Here is a 17,358-nt window from a genome sequence, read left to right as displayed (position 1 = left end):
TGGAACCTTCGCCCGGAACTTTTTTCCTCCATGAACGCCACGCCATGTTGCATCCGTATACATGGGGCAGATTTGGTTCTCCGATCATCGGGACGGAGAAAATGCATGGAAGCATAACCATTCAAGGAGGAATCATGTCTCTCGTAGTCAACAACAACCTTATGGCAAATGCCGCAGCCCGGAACCTGAACAGCGCCTACACCAAGCTGGGCACGTCCACGGAACGGCTGTCCTCGGGCCTGCGCGTCAACTCGTCGGCCGACGACGCCGCCGGGCTGGCCGTGCGCGAACTGATGCGCTCGGACATCTCCACCCTCAACCAGGGCATCCGCAACGCCAACGACGGCATCTCGATGATCGAGACCGCCGACGGCGCGCTGTCCGTCATCGATGAAAAGCTCATCCGCATGAAGGAATTGGCCGAGCAGGCCGCCACCGGCACCTACACGGACGCCCAGCGGCTGATTATCGACTCCGAGTACCAGGCCATGGCCTCGGAGATCACTCGTATCGCCAACGCCACGGACTTCAACGGCATCTACCTGCTCAACGGCAACCTCTCCGCCGACGGCGTGACCATCCACTTCGGAACGGGCAACGACGCGGCCGAGGACAAGTACGACGTGACCATCAACAGCTGCACCGCCTCTTCACTGGGCGTGGGCCTGGCCGCCGGAACGGACAAGGCCGGCGCGGTGGTTTCCACCCAGGCGGCGGCTCAGAGCGCCCTCGAAGCCCTGGACGCGGCCATCGAGTCCAAGGACAACGTCCGGGCCAACCTCGGCGCCATGCAGAACAGGCTTACCGCGACCATCTCCAACCTGGAGATCCAGGCCGAGAACCTGCAGGCTTCCGAGTCCCGCATCTCCGACGTGGATGTGGCCACCGAAATGACCGAGTACACCAAGGAGCAGATCATAACCCAGTCTGCCGTGGCGATGCTCTCGCAGGCCAACTCGCTCCCGCAGATGGCCCTGTCGCTCATCGGCGGCTAGTCCGCACCTTCTCCAACCGGAGCCCGGTTCCTAAGATTCGGAACCGGGCTCCATTGGTTCTATCGCCCGAAATCCTTGGGCGGTTGCACTTTTCCGTCATGAGAAGGAAAAATAATCCCCTCCCCCGCCGCGTGCCCGAACCGGGCCGCCCCACGTCTTTTTTTCAGCCGATCCACCTCAAATTTTCTTCAGTTTCTCAGGCAAAAGCCGTTGCCCGGCGGAAAATCTTTATTTCCCGCCAACACAAGACAAATCAAAATCAATCCGACTTTACGCTTTCTTGACGTTGGTCGGCACCTGCATTGCTCAACAGTGATGCAGGAGGTTCAAAATGAGCAGCACAGTAATGGAAATTCAAAAGCGATATGACGAGATATCCTATGAGAGTTTGTTCAATGAACATTCGAGGCTCATATACAAGCTCATCATAAACTTCGTAAAATCCAGAAACATCAACCTCCAGACTTCCGAGATAGATGATATATACCAGGAAATAGCGCTGAAAATCTTCAAGAACGATTACATCTCGCGCTACAACGACGAGAAGAGCTCCTTCATCACCTGGCTCAACATCATCTGCCGCACCACCGCCATCGATTACTACAGAAAGAAGCTGCGCTGGATGGAGTCCGTACTCACGGACGCCCCCCCGCGCAGTTCCGAGGGGGGCCTCGAGGCCGCCATGTTCAGCCTGCCCGCGGGCGTGCTGACCGACCGGCAGGCCGAGGTCATCACCCTCTTCTACAAGGAAGGGCTGATCGCCTGCGAGATCGCCCAGCGGCTCGGCATCACCCCGCCTACGGTGCGCAGCATCAAGTTCCAGGCCCTGGACCGGCTGCGCAGCCACTACGGGGCCGCCGCCCCCGCGCCCGACAACCCCGAAGCCGAACAAACCCAAAGGAGGAAGGTCTCATGAGTATCGACACCACCAGCTACTACGAGTCCCTGCTCGCCTCGACGACCTCCGCGACCACGACCTCGTCGAGCTCCGCGTCCCTGACCTCGGACGACTTCATCAGCCTGCTGTGCACCGAGCTCCAATACCAGGACCCCACCGAGCCCGTGGACAACTCTCAGATGGTCGACCAGATGACCCAGTACTCCCAGCTCGAACAGCTGACCGAGATGAACGAGAAGATGGACACCCTGACCGACAGCATCTCCTCGCTGAGCGCCTCCTACGGCCTGGACTACATCGGCAAGAACGTGGAGGCCGACGGCTACACCATCCGCAAGGACGGGGAAGACATCTCCACCCTGTACCTGACCCTGGCCGAAGACGCCGCCGAGGTGACCCTGAACATCTACGACTCCAACGGGTCCATCGTGGACACCCAGACCTTCTCCGACATCGACGCCGGCACCGTGTCCTTCACCTGGGACGGCACCGACTACGACGGCGACGAGGCGGACGACGGCTACTACTACATCCTGGCCAAGGCCACCGATTCCAACGGCGACAACGTGGACTGCAACACCACGACCACCGGCACCGTGACCGGCGTGAGCAACACCGACGACGGCGTGATCCTGACCCTGTCCGACGGCCGGACCGTGAACTTGGCCGACGTGACCTACGCCACCCAGTAACCCGACCGAACCCTTCAAGGAGCGACATCATGAGCATCAGCGGATCCATGTACACCGGCATCTCCGGGCTGCAGGCCCAGAGCCAGGCGACCTCCGTGGTCAGCAACAACCTCGCCAACTCGACGACCACGGGCTACAAGTCCGTGTCCATAGCCTTCGAGGACGTCTTCTACTCCAAGGTCTACGCCGGGGGGACCATCGGTCAGGTCGGCAACGGCGTGACCACCTCGTCGCTGACCACGGACTTCTCGCAGGGGGCCTACGAGTCCACCAACACGGTCACGAACGTGGCCATCAACGGCGACGGCTTCTACATCGTGGTCGACCCGGACACGGACACCACCTACTACACCCGCGACGGCGGCTTCACCTTCGACACCAACGGCTACCTGGTGGACTCGCACGGCAACCGCGTCCAGGGCTGGGAGACCGTGGACGGCTCCATCACCGGCGGGCTGGTGGACATCCAGCTGGACAACTCCCAGTCCCCGCCCCAGGCCACGGGCGAGGTGGCCATCCAGGTCAACCTGGACTCCACCGAGACGGACAACACCGCCTCCTCCACCACCCCCTACGCCTCCCTGTTCGAGATCTACGACGGCACCTCGGACCCGGCCCTGGACGACTCGCGCTACGCCTACCAGACGACCATCTCGGTCTACGACGAGAACGGCGCGGCCCACGACCTGACCGTGTACTACGACCCGGTGACTACCGACGACGGTTCCATCGTCTGGGAATACACGGTCTGCTGCGACGCGGACGAGGACATGCGCGACTTCGCGGGCACGGACATGGCCGACACCAGCGGCGCGGGCATGCTCGTCACCGGCACCCTGACCTTCTCGTCCTCGGGCGACCTGCAGTCCATGACCGCCTTCACCCTGTCCGATACCCCGACCGACACCACCGACCCTCTGGCCGCGGAGAACTGGGTCCTGGCCGAATTCGACGACAACGGGCTGCCCGTGTTCGAGGTCAACTTCACCGGCGCGGCCGAGAACCAGGAGATATCGTTGGATTTCGGCATCTCCAACTCGGACTTCGCCACGGGCACGGGCTGGAACACCTCGGGCGGGATCGACTCCCTGGACGACTTCACCGCGACGACCACCCCGGACCAGCTGCCCGCGTTCAACACCGGGGTCCTGTCCACCCGGGCCACCACCAGCACCACGTCCAGTTCGGCCACCTACACCTTGAGCCAGGACGGCTACGCGCCCGGTGAGCTGACCGACATCTCCATCAGCGAGAACGGCGTCATCGAGGGCAGCTACACCAACGGGCAGAGCCAGGAGCTCTACACCTTCGCCCTGGCCGACTTCACCAACACCCAGGGGCTCTACTCCGAGGGCGGCAACCTCTACTCCGCCACCACGGACTCCGGCCAGGCCCTGATCGGCACGCCGGGCTCGGCCGGGTTCGGGACCATCGCCTCCAACTCGCTGGAGCAGTCCAACGTGGACACGGCCACCGAGCTGACCAACCTGATCATCATCCAGGCGGCCTACCAGGCCAACTCGAAGATCATCACCACGGCGGACACCCTGCTGTCCACGGCCATCGGCCTGAAGCGCTAGACCGCAACCTGATCGGAGGACGTGATGATCAACAATCTCTACAACATAGGGAAGACCGCGCTGCAAAACGCGCAGGTTTCGGTCAACAACGCGTCCAACAACATCGCCAACGCGGACACCACCGGCTACCAGCGCACCTCGGTGGTCTACGAGAGCTCGAGCTCCATCACCAGCCTGGGCCTGACCGTTGGCACGGGCGCGGACGTCACGGCCATCCAGTCCGAGTGGGACAAGTTCGTGGAGACCCAGTACCTGGACGCCGTGGCCGACCTGGCCACCCAGACCAGCGCGCTGAACTACCTGAACCAGCTCGATTCCCTGCTGAACCAATCCGAAGGCGGCCTGTCCGACATCATGGAGGAGTTCTTCGACGCCTGGAACGAACTGGTCACGGACCCGGACTCCCTGTCCGCCCGCGAGGACCTGCTCGGCCAGACCGAGGCCCTGGTCTACGCGCTCAACTCCACCTCCTCCACCCTGGACACCATGGTCGACACCATCAACGCCGACATCGAGGACCAGGTTGACGAGGCCAACCAGATCATCAGCGACCTGGCCGCGGCCAACGCGGCCATCGCGGCCAACCCGGACGACAACCAGGCCGTGTCCGACCGCGACCAGCTGATCCGGGAACTGGACGCCCTCATCGGCGTGGACGTCCTCTACCAGTCCGACAACACGGTCACCATCATGACCGAGGAGGGATATACGCTCGTGGACGGAACCGACACCCACAACCTGGTCTTCACGGAAACCGGGGTGACCGAATCCCTGGTGCGGGCCTCGGACTACGACGGGACCCTGAACTACTCGGGCGAGTCCGGCGAGGAACTGCTCATCGAATTCGTCTCCTCGGGCGCGGACGGCACGGCCCAGTTCAAGGTTTCCACGGATGGAGGCAACACCTGGCTGGCCGACGACAGCGGCAACACCATGCTCTACACCGCCGACGACGAGGACGGCTCGGTGGAGATCGAGGGCATCACCCTGTGGTTCGAGAACGGCGCCACGGACCACGCCGAGGGCGACCGCTACACGGTCATGGCCAAGTCGGGCCTGTACTGGGAGTCCGGCAGCGGGGAGCTGAAGAACATCACCCCCCTGACCGACGGCAGCGGCGACAACGTGTCCGGGCGCACGCAGAGCGGCAGCCTGGCCGGGCTGTTCACCACCCGCGACGACACGGTCTACGACACCATCGACGCCCTCGACGACCTGGCCGAGTCCATCATCTGGGAGGTCAACCTGGCCCATTCCCAGGGCGCGGGGCTGACGCACCACACGTCGCTCACGGCCGGCTACGAGGCGGACGACGCAACGGCCGCCCTCGGCGACAGCGGCCTCGTCTACGAGGACAACATCGCGTCGGGCGAACTGACCCTGATCACCTACGACGCGGACGGCAACGTTTCGACCACCTCCATCCTGTCCATCGATCCGGACACCGACTCCCTGGACGACCTGGCCGCCGACATCAACGCGGCCTTCGGCACGGAGCTGACGGCCACGATCACGGACGGACAGCTGGTCCTGGCGGCGGGCACTGACATGGAGTTCGAGATCGCGGGCGACACCTCGGGCGTCATGGCCGCGCTCGGCATGAACACCTACTTCACCGGCACGGACGCCGGGACCATCGGCATAGACGAATACGTGGCCACGGACACCTCGCACATCAACACCGGCGCGGTGGGCGACGACGGCCTCGTGGCCACAGGCTCCAACGACGTGGCCACCATCCTGGCCGGGCTGGGCGACGAGACCGTGACCGTGGGCGGGACCGAATCCAGCCTGACCTCGGCCCTGGCCGCCCTGGTGGCCTCGGTGGGCTCGGCCGCCTCCGCCGCCGAGCTCCGGCAGACCTATGCCCAGACCTCGGTCGACTACCTCTACGAGCAGCAGGCGTCGACCACCGAGGTCAACGTGGACGAGGAACTCATCGCATTGACCAAGTACCAGCAGGCCTACGAGGCCGCTGCCCAGATCATCGGCGTGACCCGGGACATGATGGAAACCGTTCTCGACATGATTTGACCAACAGGAGGCCCATATGCGCATCAGCACGGCACAGATTTTCTCGCTGTCTCTGAACCAGATAAATTCGTCCCTCAACAACGTCACCGAACTGACGATCATGAACGCCAGCCAGAAGAAGGTGAACAGCCCGTCGGACGACCCGGCGGGCATGGGCAAGATGGTCGAGCTCAGCGGCTACAAGCAGTCCCTGACGGGCTACATCGACAACTGCGGCGTGGCCCTGGACTATCTGGACACCGCCGACCAGGTCCTGTCCACGGCCAGCGAGACCATCACCGCCGCCCTGGAACTGGCCGAGCAGGCCTCCACCGAGACCTACACCGACGAGGAGCTGCGGATGATGGCCCTGGAGATGGAGGGCTATCTGGACGCCCTCTATTCCATCGCCAACACCCAGATGGGCTCGGACTCCATCTTCGCCGGGGACGACACCGGGGACAACGCCTACGAAATGGGCCTGGGCGTGACCCTGGCCAACGAATCCCTGACCAACGCGGACTTCGTGGGCATGACCGGCGAGGTGGACGCCACCATGGCCGTACGCTTCACCTCGGACGGAACGGTGGGCACCGACGCCCTGGACTACGAATACTCCACGGACGGCGGCGAGACCTGGACCACGGGCACCCTGGCCGCCGGCGACACGGTCCTGGACCTGGGCGACGCCCAGGTGGAGCTGGCCACGGGCACGGCCATCACCGCGGCCGACGACGACGGGAACGGCTCGCAGTTCTACCTGCGCGAGGCGTGCGTCTACACCGGCAGCTCCAAGGCCATGTCCGTATCTGTGTCCGAGAGCACGTCCGAGGACATGACCACCGTGGGCAGCGACATCTTCGGCGGCGTGGACGAGTCCACGGGCCAGCCCTTTGATTCCCCCAACCTGTTCGAGACCCTGTCCAACTGCATCGTCTACATGGAGAACGGCGACTCCGACGCGGTGGCCCAGTGCCTCGAGGACCTGGGCGACTGCCATGAGACCGTGGAGACCGGGGCCGCGAACGTGGGCGCCAGGGAGAACAAGATCACCTACACCCAGACCTCCCTGTCCCTGGTCAAGGAGCTGACCTCCAACTCCATCAGCTCCATCGAGGACGCCGACGCCACCCAGCTCGTGACCGAGCTGGAGCAAGCCAACTACGTGTACCAGGCGGTCCTGTCCACGTCGGCCAGCGTCATGAGCATGTCCCTGCTCGACTATATCTAGGAGGCAAGCCATGGGTTACGTCTCTTCCCTTTCCAGCACCGTCGAGGCCTACGAACCGCTGACCACCTCGGGCGGCGTATCCTTCTCGGGGCTCGGCAACGGCACGGACTTCTCCGAGATCATCGACGCGATCATCGACTCCGAGAGCTACCAGCTGGAGTCGTACGAGGATCAGAAGGACGAGTACGAATACTGCATCGACCTCATGGAGCAGCTGTCCGACGCCATCGACGACTTCAACGACGTCCTCGACGACATGGACGAGCCCGACGAGTTCTACTCCATGGTCGCCGAGGTCAGCGACGACCAGGTGGAGGTGGACGCCGACGGCGAAGCCGAGCCGGGCATCCACACCATCATCGTCAACCAGCTGGCCCTGAACGACGTCTGGGTCAACACCGGCACCGCCTACGACTCCGAGGAATCGGTCGTGGCCACCGAGGCCACCTCCCTGACCGTGGAATTCGGCGGCGAGGAGATCACCGTCGACGTGTCCGCCGGAACCACCCTGGAGGGGCTGGTCTCGGCCATCAACGGCTCGGTGGACGCCCGCGACAAGTTCGAGGCCTCCATCATGGACGACGGCGACTCCTCCTACCTGGTGCTCAAGAGCTGCGACGCGGGCGCCGACAACACCCTGACCATCACCGGCACGGGCTCCCTGACCGGCATGACCGTGGACGGGTTCGCCAACACCCAGACCGGGCAGAACTCCCAGATCAAGGTCGACGGCTTCCCGCCCGGCGACGACGACTGGATCGAGCGCGACTCCAACTCCATAGACGACGTGATCAGCGGCCTGACCTTCAGCCTCAAGGACACCACGGACGGCGACACCCTCCAGGTCTCGGTGGAGTACGACACCGACGACATGTACGACAAGATCGTGGAATTCCAGGAATCGCTCAACGCCATCATCGAGGACATCCAGATCCTGACCGGACGGACCTCGACCACGGACGACGAGGACTCCGACGAGGAGACCTACACCGTGGACAGCTACGCCCTTGACATCGTCTACAACAACATCAAGTCCATCCTGTCCTCTTCAGCCCTGGGCTTCACGCGCTACGACGAGGAGACCGGCGGCGACTATTACAACGCCCTGTCCCAGATCGGCTTCCACACGGACACGGACGAGGACTCGGACACCTACGGCCAGCTGCTCCTGGACGAGGACGAACTGGAAGACGCCCTGGACACGGACGCCGAGGCCGTGGCCTCCCTGTTCGCGGCCCGGGCCGAGGGCGAGTCGGACAGCCAGGACTTCCAGGTCATCTCGGTCATCGACGGGGTCACCGGGGCCGGGGAGCACAGCGTGGAGTACACCGTGTCCGGCGGCGCACTGGTCTCGGCGTACATCGACGGGGAGGAGGCCACGGTGGACGGCTGGACCATCCTCGCCACCTCGGGCGACGCCAGGGGGTTGTACCTCTCCGTGGGCTCGGCCGACGACGGCGACTACGAGGGCACGGCCCGGGTCAAGCAGGGAAAGATCGGCGAGCTGTCCGATTCGCTGGACGCGGTGACCAATGCGGAAACCGGCTCCCTGACCATCCTCATCAACCACTACGAGGAGAGCGTCACCAGCCTGGACAACCAGATATATAATGAAGAGAAGCGGCTCGACGCCATGGAGACGTCACTGGAGCGGAAGTACGCCGCCCTCGACGCCCTGCTCGCCACCTACGACGCGCAGAGCTCCACCCTGACCTCGCTGATCGAGGCCCTGTAGCCGGGGCCCGTTTCCGGACACCCGCCCGCGTTCCAGGGCGGCGGGGGTCAGGCCGGGGTCGGCGCGCATGGCGCGCAGCACCCGCTTGAGCCGATCCAGGGGAATGGGAGCCGGGAAAAGCATCGCTCAAGCCTCCTTGCGATAAAGAAAAACGGCCGCCCCGAGGGGCGGCCGGGGGTGTCGGCCCCTCATGAAGGTCTGCCGGAACCGGCTACGCGCTCAGGCTCAGGGTCGAAGCGTACGAACTCATGTCGTAGCCCCCCGCCTGCATCCGCCCGTAGGTCTCCGCGCCGGACGCCTGGTCCGTCGAGGAAGAACCCATCATGTCCAGCAACTGCTGGAACTGCTCGCTGTCGCCGGCCTGCTCGATGCCGGAGAACATGCCCCCGGACTGGAGCCGGGACGCCGAGGCGGCCATCTTGGACTGGTCGCCCGCCTCAAGTTCCTCCTGGGAGACGAACCCGTCCTCATTGGTGTCCAGGGCGTCGAACGCCTCGGTGTCGATGGTCTCGCCATCGCCCGTGGAGAACTCCGCCTGGCTGAGTTGGCCGTCGCCGTCCGAATCCATGGCGTCAAGGAAGTCGGTGGACATCTGCTCGGCATCCGGTTTCTCCGGAGGCTGCATCATGCCGCCCTGCATTCCCATCATACCGCTCATGGAACTCACGGATTGAATATCCATAAGGCATCTCCTGGGTTGTTCCGCTTCGTCCCGCCGCCCGGCAACTGCCAAACGACAGTCTCCCCTTCCCGTGGGCGGGCGGACGGGCGGAAGCGGACAGTTCATAGACTGTATCGAACCGGCCCCCTCCGGGGATACCCGGCCGCCCATCAAGATTTATTAAGGTTGTCCGGCGCGGCCGGAACGCGGCCGGGTGTGAGAGTCAGGGGTAAATGGGCGCGCTTGCCCGGTCGCCGCGCCAGGCGGTAGGTAGGGGGTCAGGAAGGGACGCCGCGCAGCGGCACGGAGGCGGAAATGAGTTCGGAATCATACGAATACGACGTCCATGAATACAAGCGGGGTTTCACCCGCAAGCGGATCGACTCCATCCGGGAGGTGCCGCTGACCATCATGCTCAACGGGCGCGAGGTGGTCACCCTGCTGTGCACCGCGAAGTACCCGGAGTACCTGGCCGTGGGCTTTCTCAAGTCCGACGCCTTCGTCTCCAGCCCGGCCCAGATCACGGACCTGACCGTGCGCGACGAGGGCGACCGGCTGGTGGCCGAGGTGGAGACCTGCCACGATCCGTGGAAAGACCGGATCATGGAGCGCTCCATCACCTCGGGCTGCGGCAAGGGCACCAACTTCGGGCGCAACGTGACGACCATCTCCAAGCGCAAGGTCGGCGGCGACGTGCGCGTCACCCCGGACCAGATCCTGGCCCTGGCAAGGGAGCTGCACGAGCGCTCGACCCTGTACAAGAGCACACGCGGCTGCCACAACTCCTCCCTGTGCACGCCCGGGGAGATGCTCCTGTTCCGCGAGGACATCGGACGGCACAACGCCATCGACATGATCTGCGGCCAGTGCTTCCTGGACGACGTGGCCGTGGACGACAAGATGATCGTCTCCACCGGGCGCATCGCCTCGGAGATCCTGCTCAAGGTGGCGCGCATCGGCATCCCGGTGCTGGCCTCCACGGCCGTGGCCACCAGCTTCTCCGTGGAGCTGGCGCGCAAGATCGGCATCACCCTCATCGGCAACATCCGCGACGACAGTTTCTGGGTCTACAACGACAACGGACGGATCATCGGCTTCTGATTCCGGGCTCTCCAAGGGCGGAAGCATGATTTTTTCCATCTTTGTAACCAACCCGTTTTATTGAGCCATTCTATCGATTATATGTCCATTCAAGCATAATTGACCAAATAAATTACATATATTTCAAGCCATTATCAATTTCTGTGCCAAACCTTGAGCAAGTGTAAAACCTTTGGCAAGATAGCGTTCCCCCTTGATACTGTTTTTCAAGATTGGAAAACACTCTGGAGAACCACATGGAACGCAACATGGCCCTTGAGACAAGCAGGCTCGACCGCAAGCTGGCGCAGCTCAGAAAGAAGTCCTACATCTCCGCCGACCTCATCGACCTGCTCGATGAAGTGACGCACCTGCAACTGGCCGCCCTGCCCGAGGCCGAGGTGACCCTGCCGCCGGACGGCGAGCTCACCCCGCCCGAGGCCGTGCTCCAGGGCGTGTCCCTCATCAACCGCGAGGATTTCCCCTTTGACTCGGCCCAGGCCGAAACCCTGCTCGGCAAGCTGGTCGCCATCGTGTCCAAGTCCGAAGGCCCCCTGGGCGACGGCGCGAAGATCGTGGCCGAGGCCCTGGACAAGGGCGACCTGACCCTGGCCGAGCTGTTCCGGCACATCCTGGACGACGACACGACCTTCTTCGCCACCTGGGCCGAGCGCATGCCCGACGCGCCCCGGACCCTGCCCTTCCTGGCCCTGGCGGCCATGGGGCCGTCCATTGAGGCCGCGGCCGGGATGCTGGCCGAAAAGCTGCCGGACGTAAAGGTCATGCCCGTGGGCACCTGCCCGGTCTGCGGGTCCATGCCGCTCATCTCCTCCCTGGAACAGAAGGAGGGGTTCCGGCACGCCACCTGCTCGTTCTGCCGCCACCACTACCGGATCAAGCGCATCAGTTGTCCGGTCTGCGGCGAGGACGACCAGAAGAAGCTGACCTTTTTCACCGTGGACGAGGAGCCCGGCTTCCGGGTGGACGTCTGCGAGAGCTGCAAAAGCTACGTGAAGACCATAGACTTCCGGAACCTGGACCGCGTGGCGCTCCCGGTCCTGGACGACCTGGATTCCCTGGCCCTGGACTACGTGGCCGCGAACCAGGGATACCGGCGGGCCACCCTGTCCGCCTGGGGGTTCTAACAGCGGGAGGGGGCCATGCCCGAAACGCAACGGGACGTCATGCCGAAGAATCCGTACATCATGCCGGTCGTCGCGCCGCCGGACAACGGCGCCGCCTTCGAGGCGCTGCTCCACGACCAGGACAGGGCCAGGGACTATCTCCTGGAGCTGGCCTGGCCCACGGGCGACCCCTTCTGTCCGCGCTGCGGCCACCGCAAGGTCTACACCCTGTCCGGCGAGCGGTTGCGCTGCGCTGCCTGCAAGTACACCTTCCAGCCCTTCTCGGGTCGGTGGATCAACAACGGCGCGCTCAATCCCGACGAGTGGCTCCGGCTCATCGTCCTGTTCGTGGAGGAGCGCTCGGTCCACCAGATGAAGGAGGAGCTGGGGCTGTCCTACAACACGGTCTACAAGGCCCTGACCGCCATCCGCTTCGCCATCCTGGCCAACGCCCTGGACGCCCGGCAGCTGATCAGTCCGGCCACCGGCCTGGACTCCTACCTCAAGGGCAACCGGCTGACCGGCGGGCCGCGCGAGATGCGCATGGACACCATCCCGGTCTACGGCGTCCTGCGCCGCGACGACCTGGTCTTCATCGACCTGGTGCCCGGCTTCCAGGCCGAGACCCTGTTCCACTTCCACATGAACTTCCACCTCAAGCTCATCCGCTCGGGCAACCTGGTCTACACGGACCGCTACAAGGAGTACGACGCGCTCATGTTCTGCGGCAACGACTCCCTGCCCTACGAGGTCATCCGCCGCTACGACGAGCCCCCGCACATCGACGCGGTGCACGACGAGTTCTGGGAGTACGCCCAGTCGCGCATCAAGAAGTTCCGGGGCATCTCCTGCCAGCGCTTCCCCCTGTACATGAAGGAGCTGGAGTTCCGCTTCAACAACCGCGAAAAGCCCCTGGCCGAAATCCTGGCCGCCTATCTCTGCGCATTGGTGCCGAATACGGACTAGCTCCATGCGCCGGCGAGTCGGGGAGAGACCCGGTCCGGCAATCCGGATCCAGGCTTTCCCCCGTCCGCCGCACCCTGTTTCGGACGGATTTTCCCGGTGTCAAACCGTGAGGCGGAAATCACTTTATGTCAAAACTGACATAAAGTGAGCCCAGCAATAGCGCCATCCTGCTAAAAAAAACACGTTTTTCCCTGTGTGAAAAGGGCCGCAAGACCCCTCCCTTTGCCCGCTCGCCCCGGATTCATCATAAGGGGGATAACAGTAGTAATGGGAGAGGTACGCGCATGCGCATGAACAACCAACATTTGCCGGCTGCCGCCGCCGCGGTGCCCATGCCCTTCGACGGGCTGGGATTCGCTGCGGCCGAGGTCCGTCAAGCGGCCCGGGAGATGACCCCGGCGGTCCATCGCCACATCGGCGAGCCCGTCGCCATCCCGGCCGGTTGCGCCCCCGCCGTACAGTCCGGCGGCTACAAGCTGCTCGTGGCGCTGAGCCGCGAGATCCGCGGGCGCTGACCCGCATTCAACACAGGAGGTATGATGCACACCAACCGTAGAGACTTCCTCAAGCTCTCCGCTGTCGCGGCCACGGCCACGGCGTTCGGCGGGCTGGGGTTCGGCTGCAAGGCCAAGACGGCGACACTGCCGAACTTCGCCGCCGCCCTGGACCCGAAATGGAGCAAGCAGACCACGTCCGTATGCTGCTATTGCGCAGTGGGCTGTGGCCTGGTCGTGAACACGTCCCTCAAGGACATGAAGGCCGTCAACGTCGAGGGCGACCCGGACCATCCGATCAACGAAGGCGCCCTGTGCGCCAAGGGCGCCTCCATCTGGCAGCTGGGCGACAACGACCGCCGTCCGGACTCCGTCCTGTACCGGGCGCCCTACTCCAAGGGATTCAAGAAGGTCTCCCTGTCCTGGGCGCTGGAAACCATCGCCAAACGGATCAAGGAAACCCGCGACAAGACCTGGACCGAGAAGAACGCCAAGGGCCAGGTGGTCAACCGCTGCGACGGCATCGCCTCCCTGGGCTCTGCCGCTCTCGACAACGAGGAGTGCTGGGCTTACCAGACCATGCTCCGCAGCCTCGGCCTGGTGTACATAGAACATCAGGCGCGTATCTGACACAGCGCAACTGTTGCGGCTCTGGCAGAGTCGTTCGGACGCGGTGCGATGACCAACCACTGGATTGACATCCAGAATTCCAATTGTGTTCTCATCATGGGCAGCAACGCTGCCGAAAACCATCCCATTTCCTTCAAGTGGGTGACCAAGGCGCAGGAAAACGGCGCCACCCTGATTCACGTAGACCCCCGTTTCACCAGGACCTCGGCCAAGGCCGACTTCTACGCGGGCATCCGCTCCGGCGCGGATATCGCCGTCCTGGGCGGCATGATCAAGTACATCCTGGATCATGACCTGATCTTCAAGGACTACGTGGTCAACTACACCAACGCCTCCTTCATCGTCGGCGACAAGTTCTCCTTCGATGACGGCATGTTCTCCGGCTACAACGAGGCCACCCGGGCCTACGACAAGTCCACCTGGGCCTTTGCCATGGATGCCGAAGGCAATCCCAAAAAGGACCCGACCCTGGCCGACCCCCGCTGCGTGTACCAGCTGCTCAAGAAGCACTACGCGCGCTACGACATGGACAAGGTCTCCTCCATCTCGGGCATGCCCAAGGAAGCCCTGGTCAAGCTGTACGAGACGTACGCGGCCACCGGCAAGAAAGACAAGGCGGGCACCATCATGTACGCCATGGGCTGGACTCAGCACTCCGTCGGCGTGCAGAACATCCGCTGCATGGCCATGATCCAGCTCCTGCTGGGCAACATCGGCGTGGCCGGCGGCGGCGTCAACGCCCTGCGCGGCGAATCCAACGTCCAGGGGTCCACGGACCACTGCCTGCTGTTCCACATCCTGCCCGGCTACCTGGGGACCCCCCTGGGCTCCCAGCCCGACCTGGAAGCGTACAACAAGGCCCACACCCCGGTCTCCCATGATCCGAAATCGGCCAACTGGTGGGGCAACTTCCCGAAGTACTCCGCCTCGCTGCTCAAGTCCATGTGGCAGAACGACACCCCGGAGGACGCCTACCAGTTCCTGCCCAGGCTCGACTCGCTTTCGGCCAGGGAATACTCCTGGCTGAGCCTGTTCGACAAAATGGACGACGGGCAGTTCAAGGGACTGTTGTCCTGGGGCATGAACCCGGCCTGTTCGGGCGCCAACTCCAACAAGACCAGGCAGGCCCTGACCAAGCTGGACTGGCTGGTGAACGTCAACATCTTCCCCAACGAAACCGGCTGGTTCTGGGAAGGACCGGAAATGGACCCGTCCAAGATCAAGACCGAGGTCTTCTTCCTGCCCTGCGCCGTGTCCATCGAGAAGGAAGGTTCGATCACCAACTCCGGCCGCTGGATGCAGTGGCGCTACAAGGGCCCGGACTCGCCCAACGGCCAGAAGCCGGACGGCGACCTCATCTATGAACTGATGAAGGAGATCCAGCACCTGTACGTGAAGGAGGGCGGGGTCTACTCCGATCCCATCACCCGCCTGACCTGGGACGCCATCGCCACCGACGGCGTGTTCGACCCCCACAAGACGGCCAAGCTGATCAACGGCCAGTTCACCCGCGACATCGAGATCAAGGGCAAGCAGTACAAGAAGGGCGAGCAGGTTCCCAGCTTCGCCTTCCTGCAGGCCGACGGCTCGACCACCTCGGGCAACTGGCTCTACTGCCACTCCTACACCGAGAAGGGCAACATGGCCGCCCGGCGCGACCTGGCCCAGACCCCGGAGCAGGCCAACATCGGCCTGTATCCGAACTTCTCCTGGTGTTGGCCGGTCAACCGCCGCGTGCTCTACAACCGCGCCTCGGTCGACCTCAAGGGCAAGCCCTACAACCCGGAGAAGGCGGTCATCGCCTGGAACGGCGAGAAGTGGATCGGCGACGTGCCCGACGGCGGCTGGGCCCCCGGCACCAAGTACGCCTTCATCATGCGCAAGAACGGCTTCGGCCAGCTCTTCGGCCCCGGCCGGGCCGACGGTCCGTTCCCCGAATACTACGAACCGCTGGAGTGCCCGGTGAAGACGCACCCCTTCTCCAGCGTCCTGCACAACCCGACCGCCCTCAAGTTCGACGACGAGGAAAAGGCCGTGTGCGACCCCAGGTATCCCCTGGTGGGCACCACCTACCGCGTCACCGAGCACTGGCAGACCGGCCTCATGACGCGCAACTGCCCGTGGCTGGTCGAGGCCGAGCCGCAGGTCTTCGTGGAAATGAGCACGGAACTGGCCGAGCTCCGCGGCATCGAGAACGGCTCCAAGGTCGTCGTCGAGTCCCTGCGCGGCTCCATCTGGGCCAAGGCCATCGTGACCAAGCGGCTCAAGCCGTTCCTCGTCCAGGGCACCACCGTCCATCAGGTCGGCCTGCCCTGGCACTTCGGCTGGACGTGGCCCAAGGACGGCGGCGACTCCGCCAACATCCTGACCCCGTCCGTAGGCGACCCGAACACGGGCATCCCCGAAACCAAGGCCTTCATGGTCAACGTCCGTAAGGCGTAAAGGAGGAATGACACATGAGTAAGACATTCTTCATCGACCTGACCAAGTGTACGGCCTGCCGTGGTTGCCAGGTTGCCTGCAAGCAATGGAAGAAGCTGCCCGCCGAGAAGACCGAGAACTGGGGCTCCCATCAGAACCCCAAGGACCTCTCCGGCTCGACCCTCAAACTGGTCCGCTTCGAGGAAGTGGAGACCGACAACGGCATGCAGTGGCTGTTCTTCCCGGAACAATGCCGCCACTGCGTGGAGCCGCCCTGCCTGGATGCCATGACCATTCCCGGTTCGATCATCCATGACCAGGAGACCGGCGCTGTGGTCTACACCGATCTGACCGCCGACGAACCCGACAAGGACGCCTTCTCCATGGCCTGTCCGTACAACATCCCCCGCGTGGAAGAGAAATCCGGCCGGGTGGTCAAGTGCGACATGTGCATCGACCGCGTCAAGGTCGGGCTCCTGCCCGCCTGCGTCCAGACCTGTCCCACCGGCACCATGAACTTCGGTGAACGGGACGAGATGCTGGCCCTGGCCGAGGAGCGCCTGGCGGCCGCCGCCGAGAAGTACCCCGACGCGGAGCTGGTGGACGCCGATTCGGTGCGGGTCATCTACCTGGTGCAGACCGATCCGGACAGCTACTACGAGTCCCTGTCCGCCGATGCCTCCGGCATCCGGCGCGGCCCCATGTCCAGGAAGCAGTTCCTGGCCAGCCTGGGACGCCCGGTCAAACGCATGACCTCCTAACGATCATCCCCCCGGCGCGGGTTTTCCCCCGCGCCGGGGTTCTCCATCTCGAACGCTTCATGCGGGAACACCTCCGT

14 protein-coding genes are annotated in these 17,358 nt (G+C 63.8%); 13 read left to right on the top strand and 1 reads right to left on the bottom strand.

Features of this window, described 5'->3' with window-relative positions:
• The first annotated feature begins 134 nt into the window (after window positions 1–134).
• From AB6M95_RS08625 to fliD, 7 genes are all read left to right on the top strand, one after another.
• Window positions 135–995 (top strand): flagellin N-terminal helical domain-containing protein, encoded by an 861-nt coding sequence (locus AB6M95_RS08625; protein ID WP_371386332.1) that lies wholly within the window; start codon window positions 135–137, stop codon window positions 993–995.
• A 331-nt stretch (window positions 996–1,326) separates the two neighbouring features.
• Complete coding sequence (locus AB6M95_RS08620) at window positions 1,327–1,911, top strand: RNA polymerase sigma factor (protein ID WP_371386331.1); 585 nt, start codon at window positions 1,327–1,329, stop codon at window positions 1,909–1,911.
• Window positions 1,908–2,585, top strand: coding sequence for a flagellar hook assembly protein FlgD (locus AB6M95_RS08615; protein WP_371386330.1), 678 nt, complete (start codon window positions 1,908–1,910; stop codon window positions 2,583–2,585). The genes AB6M95_RS08620 and AB6M95_RS08615 overlap by 4 nt, the downstream gene beginning before the upstream one ends.
• A 29-nt stretch (window positions 2,586–2,614) precedes the next feature.
• Window positions 2,615–4,165 carry a flagellar hook protein FlgE gene (locus AB6M95_RS08610; RefSeq protein ID WP_371386329.1) on the top strand — a complete coding sequence of 517 codons (1,551 nt, stop codon included), beginning with the start codon at window positions 2,615–2,617 and terminating at the stop codon, window positions 4,163–4,165.
• Window positions 4,166–4,189: 24 nt separating this feature from the next.
• On the top strand, window positions 4,190–6,199 hold the full coding sequence (flgK, locus tag AB6M95_RS08605) for a flagellar hook-associated protein FlgK (protein ID WP_371386328.1): 2,010 nt from the start codon (window positions 4,190–4,192) through the stop codon (window positions 6,197–6,199).
• A 16-nt stretch (window positions 6,200–6,215) separates the two neighbouring features.
• The gene (locus AB6M95_RS08600; protein WP_371386327.1) at window positions 6,216–7,409 is read left to right on the top strand and encodes a flagellin N-terminal helical domain-containing protein; all 1,194 of its coding nucleotides are present in this window, start codon (window positions 6,216–6,218) and stop codon (window positions 7,407–7,409) included.
• 10 nt (window positions 7,410–7,419) lie between these two features.
• Entirely contained in the window at window positions 7,420–9,144 is a 1,725-nt protein-coding gene (fliD, locus tag AB6M95_RS08595) for a flagellar filament capping protein FliD (protein ID WP_371386326.1), read from the top strand.
• 211 nt (window positions 9,145–9,355) lie between these two features.
• On the opposite strand, the gene AB6M95_RS08590 is transcribed toward fliD, so the two are convergent.
• Entirely contained in the window at window positions 9,356–9,826 is a 471-nt protein-coding gene (locus AB6M95_RS08590) for an EF-hand domain-containing protein (RefSeq protein WP_371386325.1), read from the bottom strand.
• Window positions 9,827–10,120: 294 nt separating this feature from the next.
• Between AB6M95_RS08590 and fdhD the strand changes: the two genes are divergently transcribed.
• From fdhD to AB6M95_RS08560, 6 genes are all read left to right on the top strand, one after another.
• A complete protein-coding gene (fdhD, locus tag AB6M95_RS08585) occupies window positions 10,121–10,906 on the top strand; it encodes a formate dehydrogenase accessory sulfurtransferase FdhD (protein WP_371386324.1) in 786 nt (261 codons plus the stop codon).
• A gap of 236 nt (window positions 10,907–11,142) precedes the next feature.
• Window positions 11,143–12,030 carry a formate dehydrogenase accessory protein FdhE gene (locus AB6M95_RS08580; RefSeq protein WP_371386323.1) on the top strand — a complete coding sequence of 296 codons (888 nt, stop codon included), beginning with the start codon at window positions 11,143–11,145 and terminating at the stop codon, window positions 12,028–12,030.
• A 60-nt stretch (window positions 12,031–12,090) separates the two neighbouring features.
• Window positions 12,091–12,975, top strand: a complete 885-nt coding sequence (locus AB6M95_RS08575; protein ID WP_442604684.1) for a transposase — start codon at window positions 12,091–12,093, stop codon at window positions 12,973–12,975.
• A 284-nt stretch (window positions 12,976–13,259) separates the two neighbouring features.
• Window positions 13,260–13,490, top strand: coding sequence for a hypothetical protein (locus AB6M95_RS08570; protein WP_371386321.1), 231 nt, complete (start codon window positions 13,260–13,262; stop codon window positions 13,488–13,490).
• 24 nt (window positions 13,491–13,514) lie between these two features.
• The gene (gene fdnG, locus AB6M95_RS08565) at window positions 13,515–16,541 is read left to right on the top strand and encodes a formate dehydrogenase-N subunit alpha (RefSeq protein WP_371386320.1); all 3,027 of its coding nucleotides are present in this window, start codon (window positions 13,515–13,517) and stop codon (window positions 16,539–16,541) included.
• A gap of 14 nt (window positions 16,542–16,555) precedes the next feature.
• On the top strand, window positions 16,556–17,281 hold the full coding sequence (locus AB6M95_RS08560) for a 4Fe-4S dicluster domain-containing protein (protein WP_371386319.1): 726 nt from the start codon (window positions 16,556–16,558) through the stop codon (window positions 17,279–17,281).
• Window positions 17,282–17,358: the final 77 nt, after the last annotated feature.

It is taken from the genome of Pseudodesulfovibrio karagichevae (assembly GCF_041414475.1).
GTDB lineage: Bacteria > Desulfobacterota > Desulfovibrionia > Desulfovibrionales > Desulfovibrionaceae > Pseudodesulfovibrio > Pseudodesulfovibrio karagichevae.
Note: the sequence above shows the minus strand (reverse complement) of the source record. Positions and strands in the feature narration are given on the sequence as shown.